Annotated in this window: 17 protein-coding genes and 1 pseudogene; 6 read left to right on the top strand and 12 right to left on the bottom strand. The window is 63.4% G+C overall.

All coding sequences use genetic code 11. The features are described from left to right. Window positions 1–11: 11 nt before the first annotated feature. The 12 genes from cls to dnaA form a co-directional block, all read right to left on the bottom strand. A complete protein-coding gene (gene cls / locus ACO6VK_RS08150; RefSeq protein ID WP_422506387.1) occupies window positions 12–1472 on the bottom strand; it encodes a cardiolipin synthase in 1461 nt (486 codons plus the stop codon). A 98-nt stretch (window positions 1473–1570) separates the two neighbouring features. Next, window positions 1571–1984, bottom strand: a complete 414-nt coding sequence (locus ACO6VK_RS08155; RefSeq protein ID WP_422506388.1) for an ExbD/TolR family protein — start codon at window positions 1982–1984, stop codon at window positions 1571–1573. A 3-nt stretch (window positions 1985–1987) separates the two neighbouring features. Continuing rightward, entirely contained in the window at window positions 1988–2413 is a 426-nt protein-coding gene (locus tag ACO6VK_RS08160) for an ExbD/TolR family protein (protein WP_411849332.1), read from the bottom strand. A gap of 58 nt (window positions 2414–2471) precedes the next feature. Continuing rightward, window positions 2472–3233, bottom strand: a complete 762-nt coding sequence (exbB, locus tag ACO6VK_RS08165) for a TonB-system energizer ExbB (RefSeq protein WP_017356923.1) — start codon at window positions 3231–3233, stop codon at window positions 2472–2474. Between the two features lie 85 nt (window positions 3234–3318). Beyond that, entirely contained in the window at window positions 3319–3987 is a 669-nt protein-coding gene (locus ACO6VK_RS08170) for an energy transducer TonB (RefSeq protein ID WP_411849331.1), read from the bottom strand. Between the two features lie 146 nt (window positions 3988–4133). Next, window positions 4134–5327 (bottom strand): tetratricopeptide repeat protein, encoded by a 1194-nt coding sequence (locus tag ACO6VK_RS08175; protein WP_422506389.1) that lies wholly within the window; start codon window positions 5325–5327, stop codon window positions 4134–4136. A gap of 133 nt (window positions 5328–5460) precedes the next feature. Continuing rightward, complete coding sequence (locus ACO6VK_RS08180; protein WP_422506390.1) at window positions 5461–6267, bottom strand: M48 family metallopeptidase; 807 nt, start codon at window positions 6265–6267, stop codon at window positions 5461–5463. A 74-nt stretch (window positions 6268–6341) separates the two neighbouring features. Further along, on the bottom strand, window positions 6342–7193 hold the full coding sequence (locus tag ACO6VK_RS08185) for a CPBP family intramembrane glutamic endopeptidase (protein ID WP_422506391.1): 852 nt from the start codon (window positions 7191–7193) through the stop codon (window positions 6342–6344). Between the two features lie 73 nt (window positions 7194–7266). Beyond that, the gene (gyrB, locus tag ACO6VK_RS08190) at window positions 7267–9726 is read right to left on the bottom strand and encodes a DNA topoisomerase (ATP-hydrolyzing) subunit B (RefSeq protein ID WP_422506392.1); all 2460 of its coding nucleotides are present in this window, start codon (window positions 9724–9726) and stop codon (window positions 7267–7269) included. A gap of 113 nt (window positions 9727–9839) precedes the next feature. Beyond that, window positions 9840–10937, bottom strand: a complete 1098-nt coding sequence (recF, locus tag ACO6VK_RS08195; protein ID WP_422506393.1) for a DNA replication/repair protein RecF — start codon at window positions 10935–10937, stop codon at window positions 9840–9842. An 821-nt stretch (window positions 10938–11758) separates the two neighbouring features. Then, complete coding sequence (gene dnaN / locus ACO6VK_RS08200; RefSeq protein WP_019184048.1) at window positions 11759–12859, bottom strand: DNA polymerase III subunit beta; 1101 nt, start codon at window positions 12857–12859, stop codon at window positions 11759–11761. Between the two features lie 276 nt (window positions 12860–13135). After that, window positions 13136–14470: a chromosomal replication initiator protein DnaA gene (gene dnaA / locus ACO6VK_RS08205; protein WP_422506394.1), complete on the bottom strand. Its 1335-nt coding sequence runs from the start codon at window positions 14468–14470 to the stop codon at window positions 13136–13138. 253 nt (window positions 14471–14723) lie between these two features. Between dnaA and rpmH the strand changes: the two genes are divergently transcribed. The 6 genes and pseudogenes from rpmH to ACO6VK_RS08235 all read left to right on the top strand — a co-directional run bounded on the left by rpmH (window position 14724) and on the right by ACO6VK_RS08235 (window position 21228). After that, window positions 14724–14864 carry a 50S ribosomal protein L34 gene (gene rpmH / locus ACO6VK_RS08210; protein ID WP_006404565.1) on the top strand — a complete coding sequence of 47 codons (141 nt, stop codon included), beginning with the start codon at window positions 14724–14726 and terminating at the stop codon, window positions 14862–14864. 5 nt (window positions 14865–14869) lie between these two features. After that, a complete protein-coding gene (gene rnpA, locus ACO6VK_RS08215) occupies window positions 14870–15361 on the top strand; it encodes a ribonuclease P protein component (RefSeq protein ID WP_422506395.1) in 492 nt (163 codons plus the stop codon). Continuing rightward, the gene (yidC, locus tag ACO6VK_RS08220; protein WP_422506396.1) at window positions 15361–17055 is read left to right on the top strand and encodes a membrane protein insertase YidC; all 1695 of its coding nucleotides are present in this window, start codon (window positions 15361–15363) and stop codon (window positions 17053–17055) included. The genes rnpA and yidC overlap by 1 nt, the downstream gene beginning before the upstream one ends. Window positions 17056–17167: 112 nt before the next feature. Beyond that, window positions 17168–18511 carry a tRNA uridine-5-carboxymethylaminomethyl(34) synthesis GTPase MnmE gene (gene mnmE, locus ACO6VK_RS08225; RefSeq protein WP_422506397.1) on the top strand — a complete coding sequence of 448 codons (1344 nt, stop codon included), beginning with the start codon at window positions 17168–17170 and terminating at the stop codon, window positions 18509–18511. Window positions 18512–18672: 161 nt separating this feature from the next. After that, window positions 18673–19023, top strand: a pseudogene (locus ACO6VK_RS08230) (type I restriction endonuclease); the annotation flags it as partial. Then, window positions 19024–21228: a DEAD/DEAH box helicase family protein gene (locus tag ACO6VK_RS08235; protein ID WP_422506425.1), complete on the top strand. Its 2205-nt coding sequence runs from the start codon at window positions 19024–19026 to the stop codon at window positions 21226–21228. The last annotated feature ends 36 nt before the right edge of the window (window positions 21229–21264 follow it).

Genomic DNA, 21264 nt, shown 5'->3' on the forward strand with positions numbered 1-21264 from the left:
CGCTGCCCGTCTCAGAGCAGCGGTGAGGCCAGGCGGGCGAAGGCTTCGGGCACGCGGTGCCGCCACAGGGCGCGCTGGCGGTCGTTGCGCACCGGCACGGCGGCGTCGAACTCGGCACTGAGCAGGGCGGCGAGGGCGGCCACGCGGTCGGCGTCGCCAAGCATCATCGACAGCTCGAAGTTGAGGCGGAAGCTGCGGTGGTCGAAGTTGGCGCTGCCGACGATGCAGACATCGTCGTCGGCAATGAAGGCCTTGGTATGCAGCATGCGCGGGCCGTACTCGTAGATTTTGACGCCGGCCTGCAGCAGCTCGTCGAAGTACGAGCGCGCGGCCTGGGTGACAAACCAGGAGTCGCTCATCTTCGGCACCAGCAGGCGCACGTCCAGGCCGCCGAGCGCGGCCGAGGTCAGCGCCATGCGGGCGGCCTCGCCGGGCACGAAGTAGGGGGTGACCAGCCAGACCCGTTCGCGCGCCTCGTGGATGGCGGCCACGTGCAGGCGGTGGATGGTTTCCCAGGACGAATCCGGGCCGGACACCAGGACCTGCGCGTTGATGCGCCCCTCGCCGCGGCTGGCCATGTCGTTGGGCCACAGCTGGGCGATGTTGAAGCGCTCGGGCCGTTCGCCACTGGCGTAGATCCAGTCTTCGATGAAGACCAGCTGCAGGCTGCGCACGACGTGGCCGCGCAGGCGCATGTGCAGGTCGCGGTAGGCGTCGGCGCGGCGGCTCTCGTCTTCCTCGTCGGTGATGTTGATGCCGCCGGTGAAGGCTTCGCGGCCGTCGATGATGACCAGCTTGCGGTGCGTGCGCATGTTGAGCCACGGCCGCTTGAACGGCTTGAGCAGCTGCCGCGGGTGGAACCACACCACCTCGGCGCCAGCCTCCAGCAGCGGCGCCAGGAAGCGCTTGCGGATGGCCGAGGAGCCCACGGCATCGAGCAGCAGGCGCACGCGTACGCCGGCGCGGGCGCGCTCCACCAGCGCGTCGCGCAGGGCGGTACCGGCGTGGTCGGGGTTGAAGATGTAGTACTCCAGGTGCAGGTGGTCGCGCGCCTGCGCGATGGCCTCCAGCAGGGCGCGGTAGGTGGCCGCGCCGTCGACCAGCCATTCAACCTCGGTGGCCGAACTGGGCGCCAGGCCGGTGGTGGCCTGGGCGATCTTGGCCAGCTCGGTGCAGTCGGCGTCGGGCGGGCACACGCTGCTGTAGTGCTCCATGCCCGACCGCGAGCGGCCGCGGCGCAGGCGCTGCCGCTTCACCTTCTGCGGGCCCAGCAGGTAGTAGATGAAGAGGCCGAGGTAGGGCAGGGCGGCCAGCGACAGGATCCAGCTCAGCGTGGCCACCGGCTCGCGCTTCTGCAGCATGATCCAGCCGGTCAGCCAGAGCAGGTAGAGCACGTAGGCCACGGCAAGCAGCGGGCCCAGGTGGGGAATGCCCGCGATCCAGTCGCGGAGGGTGTGGAAGGTGGCGAGCATGTGCGGATGATAGCGGGCGGCATCCGGTGCGGCGCCAAAAAAAAAGCCCCTGTTTCCAGGGGCGTTTTCCAGTCGCGTCATGACTGCGGTCTTGCGTATTACTGCTGCACGAAACCGATCTTCTTCATCTGAGCATTCTTCGCGGCAGCCAACACCTTGGCCATCACGTCGTACTCGGAGTCCGGGCTGGCGTCGATGCGCAGTTCCGGCTGGTTGGTCGGATCGCGCTGGACGGCCTGCTCCATGCGCTGCTGCAGCTCGTGCACGGGAACCGGACTGTTGTCCCACGTCACCTGATTGCTGGCGTCCACCTTCAGCTCGATCGGCGGCGGCGGCTCGACCAGCACCGGCGGTGGGTTGAGCACGCGCTGCGGCAGGTCCACGGCGATCGGGTACGTCATGATCGGCGCGGTGACGATGAAGATGATCAGCAGCACCAGCATCACGTCCACGAGGGGCGTGACGTTGATGTCGGCCATTGGGCCCTTGTTACCACCGGTACTGAATGCCATGGCTTACTGCCCCTTCTCTTTGGTGGCAACGAAGCCAACATCGAGCATGCCCTGTTCCTGCGCAACCTTGGTCATCTCGTTGATGACGCGCATCTTGGTGGTGCGGTCACCACGCAGGTTGAGCGGCGGCTGCGGGGTCTGCTGGGCGGCGGTCGCCAGGCGAGACTCGAGAGTCTGCTTGTCGATTTCCTCGTCGTTCCAGTAGATCGAGCCGTCTTCCTTGACTGCCAGGGTGATCGGGCCCGAACGCTTTTCAGCGTCATCCGGGTTCTGCACCAGGTTGGCCTCGGGCAGATCCACCTTGACCTTGTGGGACATCAGGGGCGCCGTGATGATGAAGATGATCAGCAGCACCAGCATCACGTCCACGAGGGGCGTAACGTTGATGTCGGCCATTGGGCCGCCGCTGTTACCACTACTGAAAGCCATAACGGGCTCCGTCTAGATCGTGTTGACTACGTTCTCGCCTGGGTACAGCGCGTCGCAATTAGCGGACGCGCGAACCGGTGGCGAAGAAGTCGTGCAGGTCGTGAGCGAACGTATCGAACTTGCTGATCGTGGCGCTGTTGATCTTGCTGAAGAAGTTGAAGGCGAACACGGCCGGGATTGCCACGAACAGACCGATGGCGGTCATGATCAGGGCTTCACCCACCGGGCCGGCAACGGCGTCGATGGAGGCCGAACCGGTTGCACCGATCTTGATCAGCGCGCCGTAGATGCCCCACACGGTACCCAGCAGACCCACGAACGGAGCGGTTGCGCCGACGGTGGCCAGCAGGGTCATGCCCGACTGCAGGTTGTTGCTTTCGCGGGTCACGGCCTGACGCAGGGCGCGGTCGACGAACTCCGAACGGCTCAGGTTTTCACCCAGGCCACCGGTGGCGCCGCCTTCGGCACGCTGGTGGTGGGCAGCAGCCTGCGCAGCGTCCAGGGCGATCTTCGAGAAGGGCTCGGAAGCCGGCTGCTCTTCCATCGCACGGATGGCGTCCTGGGCGTTCGGGGTATCCCAGAACAGGCTCACGACCTTGTCAGCAGCGCTCTTCAGGCGGGTAGCACGGAAGATGTTGATGACGGTCCAGTACCAGGACATGGCGGACATGATGACCAGGGTCAGCAGCACGACCCAGGAGACGGCGAAGTCGCCCGGCTTGGTGGTCATTTCGTGGATCAGGTGCTCGAAGCCCATCTGCGAGAGGGCGTTCGACGAGTTGCCCCCGGCAGCAGCGGCGATGAAAATTTCCTGCAGCATGACGCTTACCTTTGTTGTGTGTGGTGATAAAGGGTGTGGCTAGAAACAACCGATGGAACGGTGGCCGGCGGGCCACCGGCAACCATCAGTTCAGCGCAAAGTTGACCGGGACGCGAACGCGACCTGCGACCTTCTTCCCGCCCGACTCCGCAGAACGGAAGCTCCACTTGCGAGCTGCTTCCATCGCGGCGCGGTCAAGGTCACGGTTACGGCTGGACTTCTCGACCGAGACATTGGTGACGTTGCCGTTGGCATCGACATCAATGATCAGGATGACTTCACCCTGGATACCTGCGCGGAACGCGGCCGGCGGGTAGCGCGGGGGGTTCATGTTCTTCGACGAGATGTCGACGCTTGCCTCGATCGACGTCGGCGGAGCCGGCGGCGAGGGGGGCGACGGCGGCGTGACGATGTCGTTCGGACGCGGTTCCGGGACGTCGACCACAGGCGCCTGCGGCGGCGGCGGCACCGGCGAGGGCTTCGGCGGCGACAGGTTCTTCACCGGCGGCGGCGGCGTATCCTGCGGCGGCGGCGGCGGCGGCGGCGGTGGGGGCGGCGGCGGAGCGTCGACCAAGGTCACCATGATGTTGCGTTCTTTCTCCGCAGCGGCCTTGGGAGCCACAGCCGGGATCAGAAGCATCATGAAGGCGGCGAGATGCAGTGCGATTACAAAAGCGATACCCACGATCCGCGGCCAGCTGAAGCCGGTGTCATCGCGTTGTTCGTACCTGTGAACGACTAGTTGTTCCGTCATGCGCCAAGAGCTCATTAGTGGGGCCGGGATACCCGGGGACAGGTAGCCCATGATCAGCGGTGCATGACACCGCAGGAACCTCCAAGCTTATACCAATCCTGAGCGCCTGCGCATCAATCGCGCGGGCGTTCAGGCGTTATTCCTACTTACTTCAGGTTGATGATTTTCTTGGCATCCGCCTGGTTCTTCACACCCTTCGCCAGCGCCTGCTGGGCGGCCTGCTTGGCCTCCGGGATGCGACCTTCACTGTGCAAAACGCGTGCCAGATTCAGGTAGGTTTCACCGTCCTTGGAAAGCGGGGCGGCCTTCTGCCACGCCTCGATGGCCTGCGGCACCTGGTCGGAGTAGTAGTAGGACTGGGCCAGCGCCAGGTAGACCTGGTAGTCCGGCTTCAGGATGCCCTTCTGCAACCCTTCGTTGATGACCGCGATGACATCCTTTTCCTTGTGTTCGGTGTTGGCATAGATCGAGTACAGCTGCTTGTACTCGCGCTCTTCGGTGAGCTGGCCAGAGGCGCGCAGCTTGTCCATCACCGAGGCGGCCTTGTCCATCTGGTCGGCCTGCATGTACATGCTGGCCAGGTTCAGCTGGGCTTTCTTGTCGTTCGGGTTGCGCGCAGCCAGACCTTCGGCCTGCTTGACCGCTTCACCGGTCTGACCGGCTTCGGACATGGCGGCCATCAGCAGCTGGTTCCAGCTGTCCTTCGGTTCGGTGGCGCCGGCGATGGCCTGCTGCAGCACCGGGATGGCATCGGCGTAGCGCTGCTGCTGGTACAGGGCCTGGCCCTTGATCACCAGTTCTTCCGGCTTGGCCGACTTGCTCTCGGCGAAGTACTTGTCCAGCGTGGCCAGGCCTTCCTGGAGCTGGTCGTCCTGCAGCTGCAGCTGGCCGAGCATCAGCATCGACTGGAAGTAGCCGTTGTTGTCCAGGCCGTTGAAGTCCAGCGCCTGCTGCAGGTACTTCTTGGCCGCGGCGTTGTCTTCGGTCTGGTAGGCGGCCTGCGAGGCCAGCTGGGCGGCCAGCGACTTGTCGTAGGCATTGGCGTCGGCGTTGGCGAGGATCTCGTCAGCCAGAGCGCGCGTTTCCGGGAACTTCTGCTTGTTGTAGTTGTCTACCAGCTTCTGCAGCTTGCTGCCCATCTTGGCGGAGGCCTTGACGGTCGGCTCCTGACGGGTCGCGTTCGGGAAAAGCACTTCGGCCTTGGCCTGCTTTCCACCGCGGCGATCACTGGAACGATCGGTCGAACGCGTCTGGGCGACGGCATCGGTGACGACCACGCCACCGAGTGCGGTCGCGATGAGGACGGAAAGCACGGCTTGCTTGTGGTTGCTGAAAATCATCTTTCACCTCGATCGGAACCGCCGTGGCGGCATCAAAACGGACTGTCAGAAAAATCTGAGCCGCCAAACGTATCAGAAACCGATGGCGTGAGAAATCGTTTCCGATGCTGCAATACAGCATCCTTTAGTCGAATCATCCGCACCGTGGACGCCGCCCGGCCGCCTGGGCCTGCTGGTACACGCCTGCGAGGGCGGGCGCATCGCGCTGCAGTTCCCGGATCCGGTTGCTGGGATCGGGGTGGGTGGACATCCACTGCGGCGAGCGCCCACTGCTGGCCGCCATCATGTTCTGCCACAGATTGACCGCCTGCGCCGGGTCGAACCCGGCCTCGGCCATCAGGCGCTGGCCCAGCACGTCCGCCTCGGACTCCTGGGTGCGGGAGCCGGGCAGCAGGAAGGCGGTCTGCGCGGTCATGCCGCCAAGCTGGTTGACCGTACTGGCGGCCGCGTCGCCGTATGCAGCGCCGGCCAGCATGCCGAGCACGCTCAGGCCGGTCTGCGCGCCCATCTGGCGGGTGATGCGCTCCTCGTGGTGGCGGGCGATCACATGCCCGATCTCGTGGCCGATGACGGCGGCGAGCTGGTCCTGGTTCTTGGCCACGGTGAGGATGCCCGAGTTCACCCCGACCTTGCCGCCCGGCAGGGCAAACGCGTTGGGCTCGTTGTCGACGAACACCGCCGTTTCCCACCGTACGCCACGGTACTGAGGCGGCAACTGCGCGACCAGCGCATCGACCACGCACTGCACGTAGCCATTCTGCCGGCCGTCGGTGCTGACTTTTTCCTTCTGCTTGGTCTGGGCGAACGCCTGGGCGCCGAGCTGGTCCAGCTCGGCCTGGGACACGCCGCCCACCATCTGACGCCGACCGGTCGGCGAGGTGGTGGTCGCGCACGCGCTGACCAGCAGCGCGATCGCAAGTCCCAACAGAACTGGTTTCATCAAAGCGTCCCCCGTGTTCATGTCCGCAGTGTCGTATGCGACGGCTTAATTTTTCGTCAATCGGCCCAGCGGTTTCAATGCACGCCCAGGAATACCAGCGCGGCCAGGGCGATCGCGTTGTTCAAACCGTGCGCGACGATCGGTGCCCACAGGGTGCCGGTCCGCTGGTACAGCCAGGCGAACGCCGCGCCCATGCCACCGTAGACCAGCCACAGCTGCGCGATCTCCAGCGGACCGTTGGCGCTGGTGCCGGGAATCTCATGGACCAGGGCGAAGGCCAGGCTGCTCAGCACCATGCCGAGCAGCGGCCGGCCCGCCTGCCACAGGCGCCCGAACAGCACCCGGCGGAACAGCAGTTCTTCATAGGCCGGCGCAAGCACGACGGCGAACAGCGCCAGGAACATCGGGAAGCGCGACAGCGCCTGTTCCATCAAGCCGAGGTTGGTCGGGACCGGTTCGATGCCGGCCTGCTTGGCCAGGAAGGCGATGCCGTTGCTGCCGATCACCACGCCGGCGGCAACCAGGACGGTCCAGCCCCAGGTGCCGGGGCGGCGGGCGGCGCTACGGGAGGCGGCCTGTTCCACGGGGGTGGCGCGACGGCGCCAGAAGTACAGCAGCAGGGCGGCACCGCCGGTGGCGATGAGCGCCATCAGAATCTGCGCGAGTGCGCCGGGTTGGCCCAGCTGTGCGGTGAGGTCGGCGGCAGAACCAACGGTGTCGCCGCTCTTGGCGGCGGTATAGCCGACCTCGATGCCGCGGTACACGCCCCAAGCCAGGCCGGCCATCAGGCTCAACCCGAACAGTACGACCGCGGCGATGCCCAGGTCGATGAAGAAGCCGGCCAACGGCGAGCCGGGCTTGCTGGCCACCGGCGGAACCGGCGGCGGCAGGGGAGGCGTCATGGACGCCGGGGCGGTAGCGGACATCGGATTCCTGGCATCGGGAGACGATGGCCGGCCAGGGTGCAGGTCGCACCCGGCCGGCCTTGCCCCGATTGTGTCAGATATCCAGGTTGGCGACCTTCAGCGCGTTGTCTTCGATGAAGTCACGGCGCGGCTCGACCACATCGCCCATCAGGGTGCTGAAGATCTGGTCGGCGGCGACCGCGTCTTCGATGCGGACCTGCAGCAGGCGACGGGTATCCGGATTGACCGTGGTATCCCACAGCTGTTCCGGATTCATTTCGCCCAGGCCCTTGAAGCGCTGGATCTGGCGACCCTTCTTGGCTTCGTCCAGCAGCCAGTCGCGTGCCTGCGAGAAGCTCTCGACCTCCACCGACTTGGCGCCACGGCTGATCTTCGCACCGGCACGGACCAGGCCGTGCAGCAGCAGCGAGGACTGGTGCAGCGCACGCAGTTCGCCGGTTTCGAAAGCACTCAACGGCAGCACCTGGATCAGCTCTTCGCCCATGTGGCGACGCGTGACCAGCACGGCGGCCGGACGCTCGTCGGTGGGTTCCTGCAGCAGCAGGCTGTACCGCGGCGAGCCCAGGCTGCCCTGGTTGAGGCGGGTGGCCAGCGCGGCCAGGCCTTCATCGGCACCGGCCTTGCGCAGGTGTTCCAGGTCCATCGGGGTGAAATCGATCAGTGCTTCGAGCAGCTGGCGATCGTAGCGATGGGCATTGCGGCTGATCGCTTCCTGCGCCGAGGCGTAGGTGAGCAGCAGCTTTTCCAGGCCCAGCCCTTCGATGCCCGGCTCACCATCGGCCGGTACCAGCGACGCGTTTTCCACGGCGCTGCTGGCCAGGTAGGCGTCCAGCGCGGGATCGTCCTTCAGGTACAGCTCCTGCTTGCCCTGCTTGATCTTGTACAGCGGCGGCAGGCCGATGTAGACGTGCCCACGCTCGATCAGCTCCGGCATCTGACGGTAGAAGAACGTCAGCAGCAGGGTGCGGATGTGCGCGCCGTCGACGTCGGCGTCGGTCATGATGATGATGCGGTGGTAACGCAGCTTGTCCGGGTTGTACTCGTCGCGGCCAATGCCGGTGCCCAGCGCGGTGATCAGCGTGCCGACCTGGTCGGACGCGAGCATGCGGTCGAAGCGGGCGCGTTCCACGTTGAGGATCTTGCCGCGCAGCGGCAGCACCGCCTGGTTCTTGCGGTTGCGGCCCTGCTTGGCCGAGCCACCTGCCGAGTCACCCTCGACGATGAACAGTTCGGACAGCGCCGGGTCCTTTTCCTGGCAGTCGGCCAGCTTGCCCGGCAGGCCGGCGATGTCCAGCGCGCCCTTGCGGCGGGTCAGATCGCGCGCCTTGCGGGCGGCTTCGCGCGCACGGGCGGCGTCGACGATCTTGCCGGCGATCGCCTTGGCTTCGTTCGGGTTTTCCTGCAGGAATTCTTCCAGCCGCTGGCCGAAGGCACTTTCCACGGCCGGACGCACATCCGAACTGACCAGCTTTTCCTTGGTCTGGCTGGAGAAGCTCGGATCGGGCACCTTCACCGACAGCACCGCGATCATGCCTTCGCGCATGTCGTCGCCGGTCAGGTTGATCTTGGCCTGCTTGGCGATGCCGTTCTGCTCGATGTAGTTGTTGAGCACACGGGTCAGCGCACCGCGGAAACCGGCCAGGTGGGTACCACCGTCCTTCTGCGGAATGTTGTTGGTGAAGCAGTACATCGTTTCCTGGTAGGAATCGGTCCACTGCAGCGCCACTTCCACGGTGATGCCGTTGGACTCGCCGGTCACCGAGATCACGTTCGGGTGCAGCGGGGTCTTCAACTGGGCCAGATGCTCCACGAAGCTGCGGATGCCGCCTTCGTAGTGGAAGTCGTCGCGACGGCCATCGCCGCGCTCATCGATCAGGACGATCTTGACGCCGGAGTTAAGGAACGAGAGTTCGCGCAGGCGACGGGCCAGGATCTCGTAGTGGAATTCCACGTTGTCGTGGAACGCCTTCACCGACGGCCAGAACCGCAGAGTGGTGCCGCGCTTGCTGCTGGGCTCCACCTGGGTGAGCGGGACCAGCGCCGCACCGTCGCTGTATTCCTGCTGGTAGTGGAAGCCGCCCTGGTAGATGTCCAGCAGCAGCTTCTGCGACAGCGCGTTGACCACGCTGACACCGACGCCGTGCAGGCCGCCGGAAACCTTGTAGCTGTTGTCGTCGAACTTGCCGCCGGCGTGCAGCACGGTCATCACGACTTCGGCCGCAGAGACCTCGCGATCGAGCTTCTTGCTCATCTGCTCGTGCTTGCCGGTCGGGATGCCGCGGCCGTTGTCGGACACCGAGACCGACCCGTCGGCGTGAATCGTCACCGCCACGTGGTCGGCATGGCCGGCCAAGGCTTCGTCGATCGAGTTGTCGACAACCTCGAACACCATGTGGTGCAGACCGGTGCCGTCATGGACGTCACCGATGTACATGCCGGGACGCTTGCGAACCGCCTCCAGGCCTTCCAGGGCGGTGATGCTGTTGGCGTCGTAGTTGCCGGTAGTTGCCGGGGTGTTCTGTTCTTCAGTCATTGCGCTTGCCGTAGGCTCCGCAGGTCGGGCCGCCACCGTGAGGCGGGGCGCCGAGAGATAAGGGGTTGCAACAGCAATTATACCAGTCGGGGGACGGGCCCCCTTGCCGACCACTATGGCACAGGCTGGACCTGCCCATGTTCCACGTGGAACCGGGCGATGTCCGCAACGTCCGCAAGCGCCGCCGGCGTCTCCGTTGCGGTGATGAAGATCTGCGCCGGGCCGGCGCGCAGACGATCGAGCACCCGTGCCTGGTGGGTCCGATCCAGCTCGGATGCCAGATCGTCCAGGGCGATCACCGGCCACTCGCCGCGCTGCTCGGCGTAGTCCTCGGCCTGCGCCAACAGGCAGGTGAGGGCGGTGAGCTTGGCCTGACCGCGCGACAGGGCATCGCGGCCGGGAATGCTGGCGAACCCCACGCTCCAGTCGGCGCGATGCGGTCCCACCGAGGTATAGCCGGCCATGCGATCGCGCTCCCGCGCCAGCAGCAGGGCATCGGACAACGACATGTCCTGCTTGCGCCAGCCCGGGCTGAGGCTCAGTGACTGGATACCCAGCTTGGGCGCCAATGCCTGGGCCAGTTCAACGGCGCGGTCCTGCAGCCGCTCCAGATAGTGCTGGCGCCGGGTGGTCAACGGCTCGCCGGCCTCGGCCAGCTCGTGATCCCAGGCATCCAGGGCATGGGGGTTGCCGCCTTGCTTGAGCAGGGCGTTGCGCTGCTTCAGCGCCCGCGAGTAGCGCCGCCACAGCGCCAGAAAATCTGGTTCCACGTGGAACAAACCCCAATCGAGGAACCGACGGCGCGGTTCGCCACCGCCACTGACCAGTGCATGGCTGCCGGGCTCGAAGGTCACCACCGCCAGCGCGGCGCACAGATTACCCAGCTGGGCGACAGCTTCGCCGTCCAACCGGCCCTTCCACTCCTGGCCGCTGTGGCGAAGACCGGCCTTACGGCGGGTGGGCGATGTGGCGCTGCCCCGGTGTTCGTCCCACTCGACGAAGACCTCCAGCGCATCCTGCCCCTGTCGCACCAGGCCATCGCGAACGCGGCCCCGGAAGCTGCGCCCGTAGGCCATCACGTGCAACGCCTCCAACACACTGGTTTTGCCCGCGCCATTGTCGCCGGTGATCAGATTGATGCCCGGTTGCGGTGCCAGTTCCACGCTGTCGAAGCGACGGATCTGGTGCAGGGACAAACGACGGATGTGCATGCGGACGATCTCGGCCGACGGCCGGGGAGGGAGGGGGAATCGATCAGCTTACTGCATCGGCCGGGTTCCACGGATCTGCGCCCAGGTGTGCCCCCTGGACCGGCGATCCGGCGGCACCGACCACGTGGAACACCCTCGAATTCTTTGAAATCTGCGCAGCGGCCGGGGGTGTAGCCGTGCAGATTTCAAGGAATTCGCGTCGTCTGGACGCGTCGATTTCTTGAAATCTGAAGGTGGGCGCAAGGGTTCAGTGCGCAGATCGGAAGGGATTCACGGGTACCGGATTCCGCTGTCCACAGGGTCTCTGTATGACTTATGCACAATCTCTGTGCAAGCTGTGGATAAAAAGAGACCCTAGCGACCCCCTTAAAGATATCCACAGGTTCAACCCCAGGCTCAGGGCCTGTTTTACCGGGGGTTTCGATGTGATATTTCCCTTGTATTTCAACAAGATAAGGTACTTTTCAACCAAATCTGGCCCTACCATCACCACCTAGCTTTAGATTTATATACAGTTTTTAAAGCTTAGAGCTGTGATCCAGGGGCTGGAAAAAGCGCTGCTTCGGCAGCGACGGATCTGTCGGCTCGAGATCAGCGAACAACGTGGAAATACGCAGAATCCCGGGACGTGGATCTCGCCGTTCCTCTTCGCAGCCAGCGCGGATGGCGCAGGCGGCAACGCGATCGTGAAACGGGGCAGCCCAGCCGACTCACGGTCGAATCGCGAATGCTCCACGAGGAACCGGATCGCAGCCAAAAGAAAACCCGGCACGTGGCCGGGTTTCCTGATTGCCTCGGTTCCACGTGGAACCATGCGCCGGTCAGAGGCGCAGCGGCATCACCACATGACGCGACTTCTCGCTGCTGGCTTCACGCACCAGGGCCGACGAATTGGAATCGCGCAGCTGGATCACAACGTGTTCGTCGCGCAGAGCCGACAGCGCATCCAGCAGGTAGTTCACGTTGAAGCCGATGGCCAGATCGCTGACCGTGGTGTCGGCCTCGATCTCTTCCTGGGCTTCTTCCTGCTCGGGGTTGTGCGCGCTGATCTTGAGGTTGCCCGGCGAGACTTCGACGCGGATGCCGCGGTACTTCTCGTTGGACAGGATCGCGGCACGCTGCAGCGACGCACGCAGGGCTTCACGATCAACCTTCACTTCGCGGTCGGCGCCGATCGGAATCACGGCCTCGTAATCCGGGAAGCGACCGTCGATCAGCTTGGAGGTGAAGGTCACATCGTCGCGCTTGACGCGGACGTGGCTACGGCCAACTTCCAGCTCGATCTCGCGATCGCCGCTTTCCAGCAGACGCTGCAGTTCGGTCACGCCCTTGCGCGGCACGATGATCTGACGCTTGGCGCCGCTGGCTTTTTCCAGCTCGGTTTCGCACAGCGCCAGGCGGTGACCGTCGGTCGCCACGGTACGCAGTGCATCGCCACGCAGGTCGAACAGCAGGCCGTTGAGGTAGTAGCGCACGTCCTGCTGGGCCATCGCGAACGCCGTGCGCTCGATCAGTTCCTTCAGGGTGGCTTCGCCGATGGCGACACGCTCGGTGGCTTCGACTTCGTCTACCGACGGGAAGTCGTTGGCCGGCAGCGTTGCCAGGGTGAAGCGGCTGCGGCCTGCCTGCACGGTGATCTTGTCACCGGTCTGCGAGACGGTGATCCGGCTGCCGTCGGGCAGGGCGCGGATGATCTCGAACAGCTTGCGGGCGGGGATGGTGGTCTCGCCGTCCTGGGCATCTTCCACCGCGATCCGCGACACCATTTCCACTTCCAGGTCCGTGCCGGTCAGCGAGAGCTGTCCGTTCTGGACCTGGACCAGGAAATTAGCCAGAACCGGCAGGGTCTGGCGGCGTTCGACCACGTTGACGACTTGTGCCAACGGCTTGAGAAAGGCTTCGCGCTGCAGTGTGAAACGCATGTGGTTCCGTGCCCCTATGCTTTAAAAAAATGTGGAATAAATCAAAAGCTTGGTGGTGCTGGTAGCGCCAGAATCGCTGGAAAACACAGCTAAGTCTTTGTAAACAAAAGGGTTTCCGACCGCGAAACCCTCTGCATTACTGCCCCTCAGGGGGTGGGGAAAGCTGTGGATAATTTTGCCGCCGAATCAGCGGGCTTTTTTATCCACAGCCTGTCCCGTGCTTACTACCGGATTCTGCACCGTTTTATGCGATGACGCCTTAGCGGCGTACATGCATCATTCGCTCAACTTCCGGATCAGCTTGTCCCAGTCTTCCCTCAACTTGCCGTCGGTTTCCATCAGCGTCCGGATCTGGCGGCAGGCGTGCAGCACCGTGGTGTGGTCCCGGCCGGCAAAGGCGTCGCCGATTTCCGGCAGGCTGTGCTCGGTCAGTTCCTTGGTCAGCGCCATCGCCACCTGGCGGGGACGGGCCAGCGAACGGGTCCGGCGCTTGGACAGCAGATCCTTGATCTGCAGCCCGTAGTAGTCGGCGACGATTTTCTGGATGTTGGGAATGCTGATGGCCTGCTGCTGGGCACGCAGCAGATCGCGCAGGGTTTCCTGGGCGAAGTCGGTGGTGATCGCACGGCCGGTGAAATTGGCGCGGGCAGTCAACGTATTCAGCGCACCCTCGAGGTCGCGAACATTGGAGCGCATCTTTTTGGCAATCAGAAACGCCACATCGTCGGGGATCTCAGCACCGCGCTCGCGGGCCTTGGCCAGCACGATGGCCGCGCGGGTCTCGAAGTCCGGCGGCTCGATGGCCACCGACAGGCCCCAGGCCAGCCGCGACTTCAGCCGTGCTTCCAGGCCCTCGACTTCGCGCGGGTACCGGTCGCAGGTCAGGATGATCTGCTGCTTGCCGTCGAACAGGGCGTTGAACGTGTGGAAGAACTCTTCCTGGGTCCGATCCTTGCCGGCGAAGAACTGGATGTCATCGATCAGCAGCGCGTCCACCTGCTGGAACTGGCGCTTGAACTGATCCATGGTTTTTTCCTGCAACGCACGGATCATGGCGCTGAAGAACTGCTCCGAACGCAGGTAGAGCACCTTGGCGGCCGGGTTGGCCTGGCGCATCGCATTGCCGGCCGCGAACATCAGGTGGGTCTTGCCCAGACCGGTGCCGCCGTACAGCAACAACGGGTTATGGGCGCGATCGCCGGGTTTCTGCGCTGCCTGGAACGCCGCAGCCAGACCCAGCTGGTTGCTGCGGCCTTCCACGAAGTTGGCGAAGGTGTAGTGCGAATCCAGGTTGCCGGCGAACGGCACCAGCGGCTCGGCCGGCACCACCGGGGCGGTGAAGCCCGAAATCGGCGCAATCTGCGGCTCCACCGGGCGCGGACGCGAGCCGATTTCAAGAAAAACGTCGCCGAAACCGGCGAAGTGCGCCAGCAGTTCCTTGATGCGCGCCAGGTACAGCTCGCGCACCTGGTCGACGATGAAGGCGTTTGGCGCATAAAGCACCAGGCTGTCCGCGCGCAGATCTGCCTGCAGCGGCTTCAACCAGGTGTGAACATCCTCTGGCGGAAACTCCGCTTCAAGGCGTTCGAGACAACGGGACCAGGCATCCATCGGCAATAATCGTCTGGGGCCAGCGTATAGGCGTAAAAAACCGCCGCACCGCAGGCCGGAAGGGGGGAAGAATGGATGGCGCAGACTACCACCGACGAGGGGGGCCGGGAATGGTTGTCCCGAAGTTATTCACAAAATGATCCACAGCTATTGCACAGGCCGATGAAATCCCGTAGTGGGCAGCACTTGACGGGACCGCAGCCAGGTCTATAGAATTTCCGGTTCTTTCCGTCCCCTTCATATAGAGGCCCGCATGGCCACCAAGCGCACTTTCCAACCCAGCAACCTCAAGCGTAAGCGCGACCATGGCTTCCGTGCCCGTATGAAGACCGCTGACGGCCGCAAGATCCTGTCGCGTCGCCGCGCCAAGGGCCGCAAAGTCCTGAGCGCTTGATTGCAATGCCGCTTCCCGCGGCAGACGCAATCCAGACTGTGAGCAGTTCCGACCCGCGCAAGCGATTTCCTCGCTCTGCGCGGGTTCGTACGCGTGCCGAATATACAACGGTCTTCAACGGCGCCCGCCGTGTGTCCGATCCGCTGATGACCCTGCACTGGCTGAAGAGCGATTCTCCGGCCAGGCTGGGTCTTGCGGTGTCGCGCAAAGTCGACCCCCGAGCCGTGGGTCGCAACCGAGTGAAGCGTGTGCTGCGCGATGCCACACGCCATCTACGGCCGTGGATGAGTGCCGGCGATTACGTCGTCGTCGCCCGTAGCGCTGCCCGTACCGCCAGCAATGCAGACATCCGCCAGGCCTTCGAGCGCCTGTTGCGCCGCCTTGGCACATTGCCCATGCCGGGCGCGGACGGCACAATGCCGCCGCCCCTGGGCGTTGCATCCCTTTCCCAGTCCGAGCCGGCATCGCGTGCCGGCCACGCCGAGCCTCCACGCTGATGAACCAGACCCGCGTTTTCCTGATCTTTGCCTGGCTGATGGTGGCCGTGTTGCTGTGGATGGAGTGGGGCCGCGACAAGGCCGCCCCGGCGACCCCGCCGGTGGCCGCCCAGACCCAGGGCCCCGTGCCCGCCGCCGGCGCCGTACCGGGCGCCACGGTGCCGCACGCCCCGGGCAGTGCCCCGGCCCCGGCCACCGCCCAGGTGGATGCCGGCGCTCCGCGCGTCACCGTCACCACCGACGTGCTGCGCCTGGTGCTGGATGGCGGCACGGTGCTGGACGCCGAGCTGCTGCAGTTCCCGCAGACCAAGGACGACGGCAGCCCGCCGGTACGCCTGCTGACGGAAGAAGCCACCCACCCGTACCGCGCGGTGAGTGGCTGGACCAGCCAGGACAAGAGCATGCCGGTGCCGGAAGCCAACGGCTTCACGCTGGTCGGCGATGCCAAGACCTTCGAACTGGCCAAGGGCCAGAACGAACTGCAGATCCCGTTCGTGTGGAATGGCCCGAACGGCGTGAGCATCCGCCGTACCTACACGGTCAGCCGCAACGAGTACGCGGTGAAGATCAAGGATGAGGTCATCAACGCCGGTACCACCCCGTGGAACGGCTATGTCTACCGCACCCTGGACCGCACCCCGACGATCCTGTCGCGCAGCATGACCAACCCGGACTCGTTCAGCTTCAACGGCGCGACCTGGTTCGATGCCGAGAAGAAGTACCAGCGCCGCGCCTTCAAGGACTACCTGGAAGACGGCCCGCTGAACCAGCAGGTCACCGGTGGCTGGATCGCGATGCTGCAGCACCACTTCTTCACCGCGTGGATCCCGCAGGCCGACCAGGCCGCGAACTACGCGCTGTCCCAGCATGACGGCCGCGACCAGATCCAGGCCACCGGCCCGGCCTTCACCGTCGCGCCGGGCCAGCAGGTCAGCTCCGAGGCACGCCTGTGGGTGGGCCCGAAGCTGGTCAACCAGATCGCCAAGGAAGACGTGCCGGGTCTGGACCGCGTGGTCGACTACAGCCGCTTCTCGCTGATGGCCATCATCGGCCAGGGCCTGTTCTGGGTCCTGAACCAGGTGCACAAGGTCGTCAACAACTGGGGCTGGGCGATTGTCGGCCTGGTGATCCTGCTCAAGCTGGTGCTGTACCCGCTGTCGGCCGCGCAGTACAAGAGCGGTGCCAAGATGCGTCGCTTCCAGCCGCGCATCGCGCAGCTCAAGGAACGCTATGGCGATGACCGCCAGAAGTTCCAGACCGCGATGATGGAGCTGTACAAGAAGGAGAAGATCAATCCGATGGGCGGCTGTCTGCCGATCCTCATCCAGATGCCGATCTTCTTCGCGCTGTACTGGGTGCTGGTGGAGTCGGTGGAACTGCGTCAGGCACCGTGGTTCGGCTGGATCCAGGATCTGACCGCGCGCGACCCGTACTTCATCCTGCCGGTGATCAACGTGGCGGTGATGTGGGCCACGCAGAAGCTGACCCCGGCACCGGGCATGGACCCGATGCAGGCCAAGATGATGCAGATGATGCCGCTGATCTTCGGCGTCATGATGGCCTTCATGCCGTCCGGCCTGGTGCTGTACTGGGTGGTCAACGGTGGTCTGGGCCTGCTGCAGCAGTGGTGGATGACCAAGCGCCACGGCAGCGACCCGGTCCCGGCCACCGCCGCACCCGCCAACAAGAAGTAACCGGGCAACCGACCCAGGAAACCCGCCGCAAGGCGGGTTTTCTGCATCTGCGGCCCGCGCACCGGTGCGATCCGTAGAATGCCCCGATCCACCGCACACGGCAGCCCGCCCCATGTCCCCAGCTCCCGACACCATCGTAGCCATCGCTACCGCACCCGGCGCCGGTGGCGTGGGCATGCTGCGCCTGTCCGGCCGCGACGCGGCGACCATCGCCGAGGCGATCGGGGTGCGCACGCTGCGCCCGCGCCACGCGCATTACGCGCGCTTCCGCGATGCGCAGGGCGAGGTGATCGACGACGGCATCGCGCTGTGGTTCCCGGCCCCGCACAGCTTCACCGGCGAGGAGGTGGTGGAACTGCAGGGGCATGGCAGCCCGGTGGTGCTGCAGCAGCTGGTTGCGCGCTGCATCGCGCTGGGCGCGCGGCAGGCGCGGCCCGGGGAGTTCAGCGAGCGCGCCTTTCTCAACGGCAAGCTCGATCTGGCCCAGGCCGAGGCCATCGCCGATCTGATCGCGGCCGGCGATACCCGCGCAGCGCGCGCGGCTCGGCGCTCGCTGGACGGGGTGTTCTCGCGCCGCGTGGAGGAGGTCGCAGAACAGCTTGTTCTGCTGCGCATCCATGTGGAAGCAGCCATCGACTTTGCCGACGAACCGCTGGATACCCTCGGCGGCGAGCAGGTCCGTGGCGGGTTGGGCGAGGCGCTGCGCGCGATGGGGCGGCTGCGCGACGACGCCGAACGCGGCCGCAAGCTGCGCGACGGCCTGCACGCGGTGCTGGTGGGGCCGCCGAACGCCGGCAAGAGTTCACTGCTCAACGCGCTGGCCGGCAGCGAACGCGCCATCGTCACCGACATCGCCGGCACTACCCGCGACACCCTGCGCGAAACCATCCGCATCGACGGGCTGGAACTGACCCTGGTCGATACCGCCGGCCTGCGCGACGGCGGTGACGCGATCGAACGCGAAGGCATGCGCCGCGCACGCGCGGAGATGCAGCGCACCGACCTGGCGATCATCGTGCTGGATGCGCGCGATCCGCAGGCCGGACGCGCGGCGATCGGCGATGCCATCGACGCGGTGCCGCAGCAGCTGTGGATCCACAACAAGAGCGACCTGCTGGACGAACTGCCCGCCTATGCCGGGCCGGATGTGGTGCATGTGTCGGCAGCCACCGGCCTGGGGCTGGACCGCCTGCACGCGCGGCTGCGCGAACTGGCCAGCGGCGGCGCCGGCGACAGCGTGGACGGGGAGTTCTCCGCACGCGCGCGCCACGTGGAGGCGATCGTCCAGGCCATCGGCCATGCCGAGCGCGCCGAGGCCGAGCTGGTGCACGAGCACCTGGAGCTGGCCGCCGAGGAACTGCGGCTGGCGCACGAGGCCTTGGGCGAGATCACCGGGCGGATGAGCGCGGACGATCTGCTGGGGCGGATCTTCTCGAGCTTCTGTATCGGGAAGTAGGCATGTCAATGGAGCTCTGTGGCTCGAGTGCGGTCGAGCACCGCAAGCTCAGTCAACAGAGAACTAAATCAGAGACCACACAGCTCCCTACTGTTGCCGAGCTACACTTTGACGGGCGATATAGGACCGTCAAGTCGAACTAGAAGAAAAGGAAAACCGAGATGGCAAACGCAAAGGAAGCGCAAGCAAGGATCAAGATCAACAAGTTGTTAGAGAACGCCGGCTGGCGCTTCTTCGGTGACGGCAAGCAAAAGGCCAATGTGGCGTTGGAGCCGAACGTAAAGTTGAGCCGTGAAGAAATAAATGGCCTCGGTGAAAACTTTGAATCAACCAGAAACGGTTATGTCGACTTCCTGCTGTTGGATGAGAAGAACTTCCCACTGGTTGTTCTGGAAGCAAAATCGGAAGATAAGAATCCGCTCGTAGGTAAGGAGCAGGCACGCAAGTACGCGCGCTCTCTCAACTGCAGATTTGTCATTCTTTCCAACGGAAATCTCCACTACTTCTGGGACTTGCAGCAGGGCAGCCCCCACGTCATCACAGCGTTTCCCACACCGGATTCACTTAAGAGCTATCAAAAATTCGAGCCTGACCAAAAGCGCATAGTGATGGAGGTTGTGAGCACCGACTATATCGTTCAGACACAGTTTGCGGATTACGAAAAGGAAGCGGGATGGGTCAACGGCAACGAGCGATCCTCCTTCTGCGCAAAAAATAAGCTCCGCTTCCTGCGCAGCTATCAGAAGCGTGCCGTCAACGCCATCCAAGATGCGATTGCACAGGGTTCTACGCGCTTTCTGTTCGAGATGGCGACCGGAACGGGAAAGACATTGACGTCCGCAGCCGTTATCAAGCTCTTCCTGCGCACCGGAAACGCGCGCCGCGTCCTCTTTCTGGTTGACCGGTTGGAACTTGAAGACCAAGCGGCAAAGGCATTCAAAGACTACCTTAAGAATGACTATGCAACAGCTGTGTACAAGCAGCGCAGGGATGACTGGCGGAAAGCCGAGATCGTTGTTACTACAATCCAGTCCCTACTCTTCGATAACAAGTATCGCCGCCTTTTCTCACCCACGGACTTTGATCTTGTCATCTCGGATGAAGCTCATCGTTCGATCGGCGGAAATGCGCGCGCAGTCTTCGAGTACTTCGTTGGCTACAAGCTTGGTTTGACCGCTACGCCGCGAGACTATCTCAAAAGCTCCCACGAAGGTAGCCAATCCGTTCGGGATTCGCGTGAGCAGGAGCGGCGACTCTTGTTGGATACCTATCGAACCTTTGGTTGTGATTCGGGACAACCAACTTTCCGTTATTCGCTGCTGGACGGTGTCAAAGACGGATACTTGATCAACCCAGTAGTCTTAGACGCTAGAACTACCGTCACCACACAATTACTATCCGAGCAGGGGTATGCCGTCGTTGCTTCCACAAGCGAAGACGGTCACGAAGAGAAGAGTTTCGTATCCAAGGATTTTGAGAAAAAATTCTTCTCACCAGCTACCAACGAACTCTTCTCACAGACATTAATTAAGAATGGTCTGCGCGACCCAGTAACGGGGGAGTTCGGCAAGAGCATCGTGTTCGCTGTCAGCCAGAACCATGCAGCCAAGATCTCTCAAATCCTTAATCAGATAGCAGATGCCATGTGGCCTGGAAAGTACCAGTCCGACTTCGCCGTGCAGGTCACCTCAAGCGTACCGGACGCCCAGCAGTACACCACCAATTTCACCAACAACAAGCTGCTGGGCTCGGCAAACTTCAGTCCACTCTATAAGACGAGCAAAGCGCGTGTGTGCGTCACCGTGGGGATGATGACGACGGGGTACGACTGTCCAGACCTACTCAATCTCGCATTCATGCGTCCGATCTATTCCCCATCAGACTTTGTCCAGATGAAGGGAAGAGGGACGCGTAAGCACAATTTTCTTGAGCAACTGCTTGACGAAGAATCCAAGCCTTTGATCAAAGAGCCAGAAAAAAAACAATTCAAACTTTTGGATTTCTTTGCGAACTGCGAGTACTTCGAGGAGAGGTTCGATTACGACGAAGTGCTAAAGCTACCACAACAGAGCTCCGAGGCTCTTGGTCCAGCCGATGCGTCGCCAGCAACGGAACCTACATTGCTGGCATACGAGCACATTGGAGCTGATGTCTTACATCATGTAGCCGAACAGCAGATCGGCTACGATGGAATGAAGATTGACCGGATGCTCTTCGAGCGGTTCGAAGATCAGGTCAAGGTCAATCCCACCTTGCAAGAACATGTAGAAGCCGAAAAATGGGATATGGCCAGCGACTACGTGCTCACTCATCTGTTCGAAAAGCCCAACGACTACTTCACTCTGGAGAAGCTTCGACGCGCAGCTGGAGTGGACCGACGTTTGAGTCTCAAGGAGATCCTGCAGAAGATCTTTGGATTGATTCCCCACTTCAAGAGCAAGGATGAGCTGGTTGAGGATGAATTTCAGGAGTTCTTGCTGGCTAACCAAAAGAAGCTAACCGAAGATCAGGGCGCCGCTGTCTTGGCAATGAACTATTTTTTCAAGGCATATGCGACCGATGCTTCGTTACGAGCCATAATCGACAATAAAAGCTTCGGCGAACTGAACGTCAATCCGTCCTTTGGAGTAGGGGATCTTCGTGCTGTGCCCACCCAGTGGCGCGAGGGGATACCTGAGTACATTAAAGACTACGTTCAACTCAACCAATTCATGTAACCAATCTTGTAACCGTCCCGGCGGTCCAGTGAGAAC

The sequence above is a fragment of the Stenotrophomonas sp. GZD-301 genome, from assembly GCF_049310345.1.
In the GTDB taxonomy this organism is placed as follows: Bacteria; Pseudomonadota; Gammaproteobacteria; order Xanthomonadales; family Xanthomonadaceae; genus Stenotrophomonas.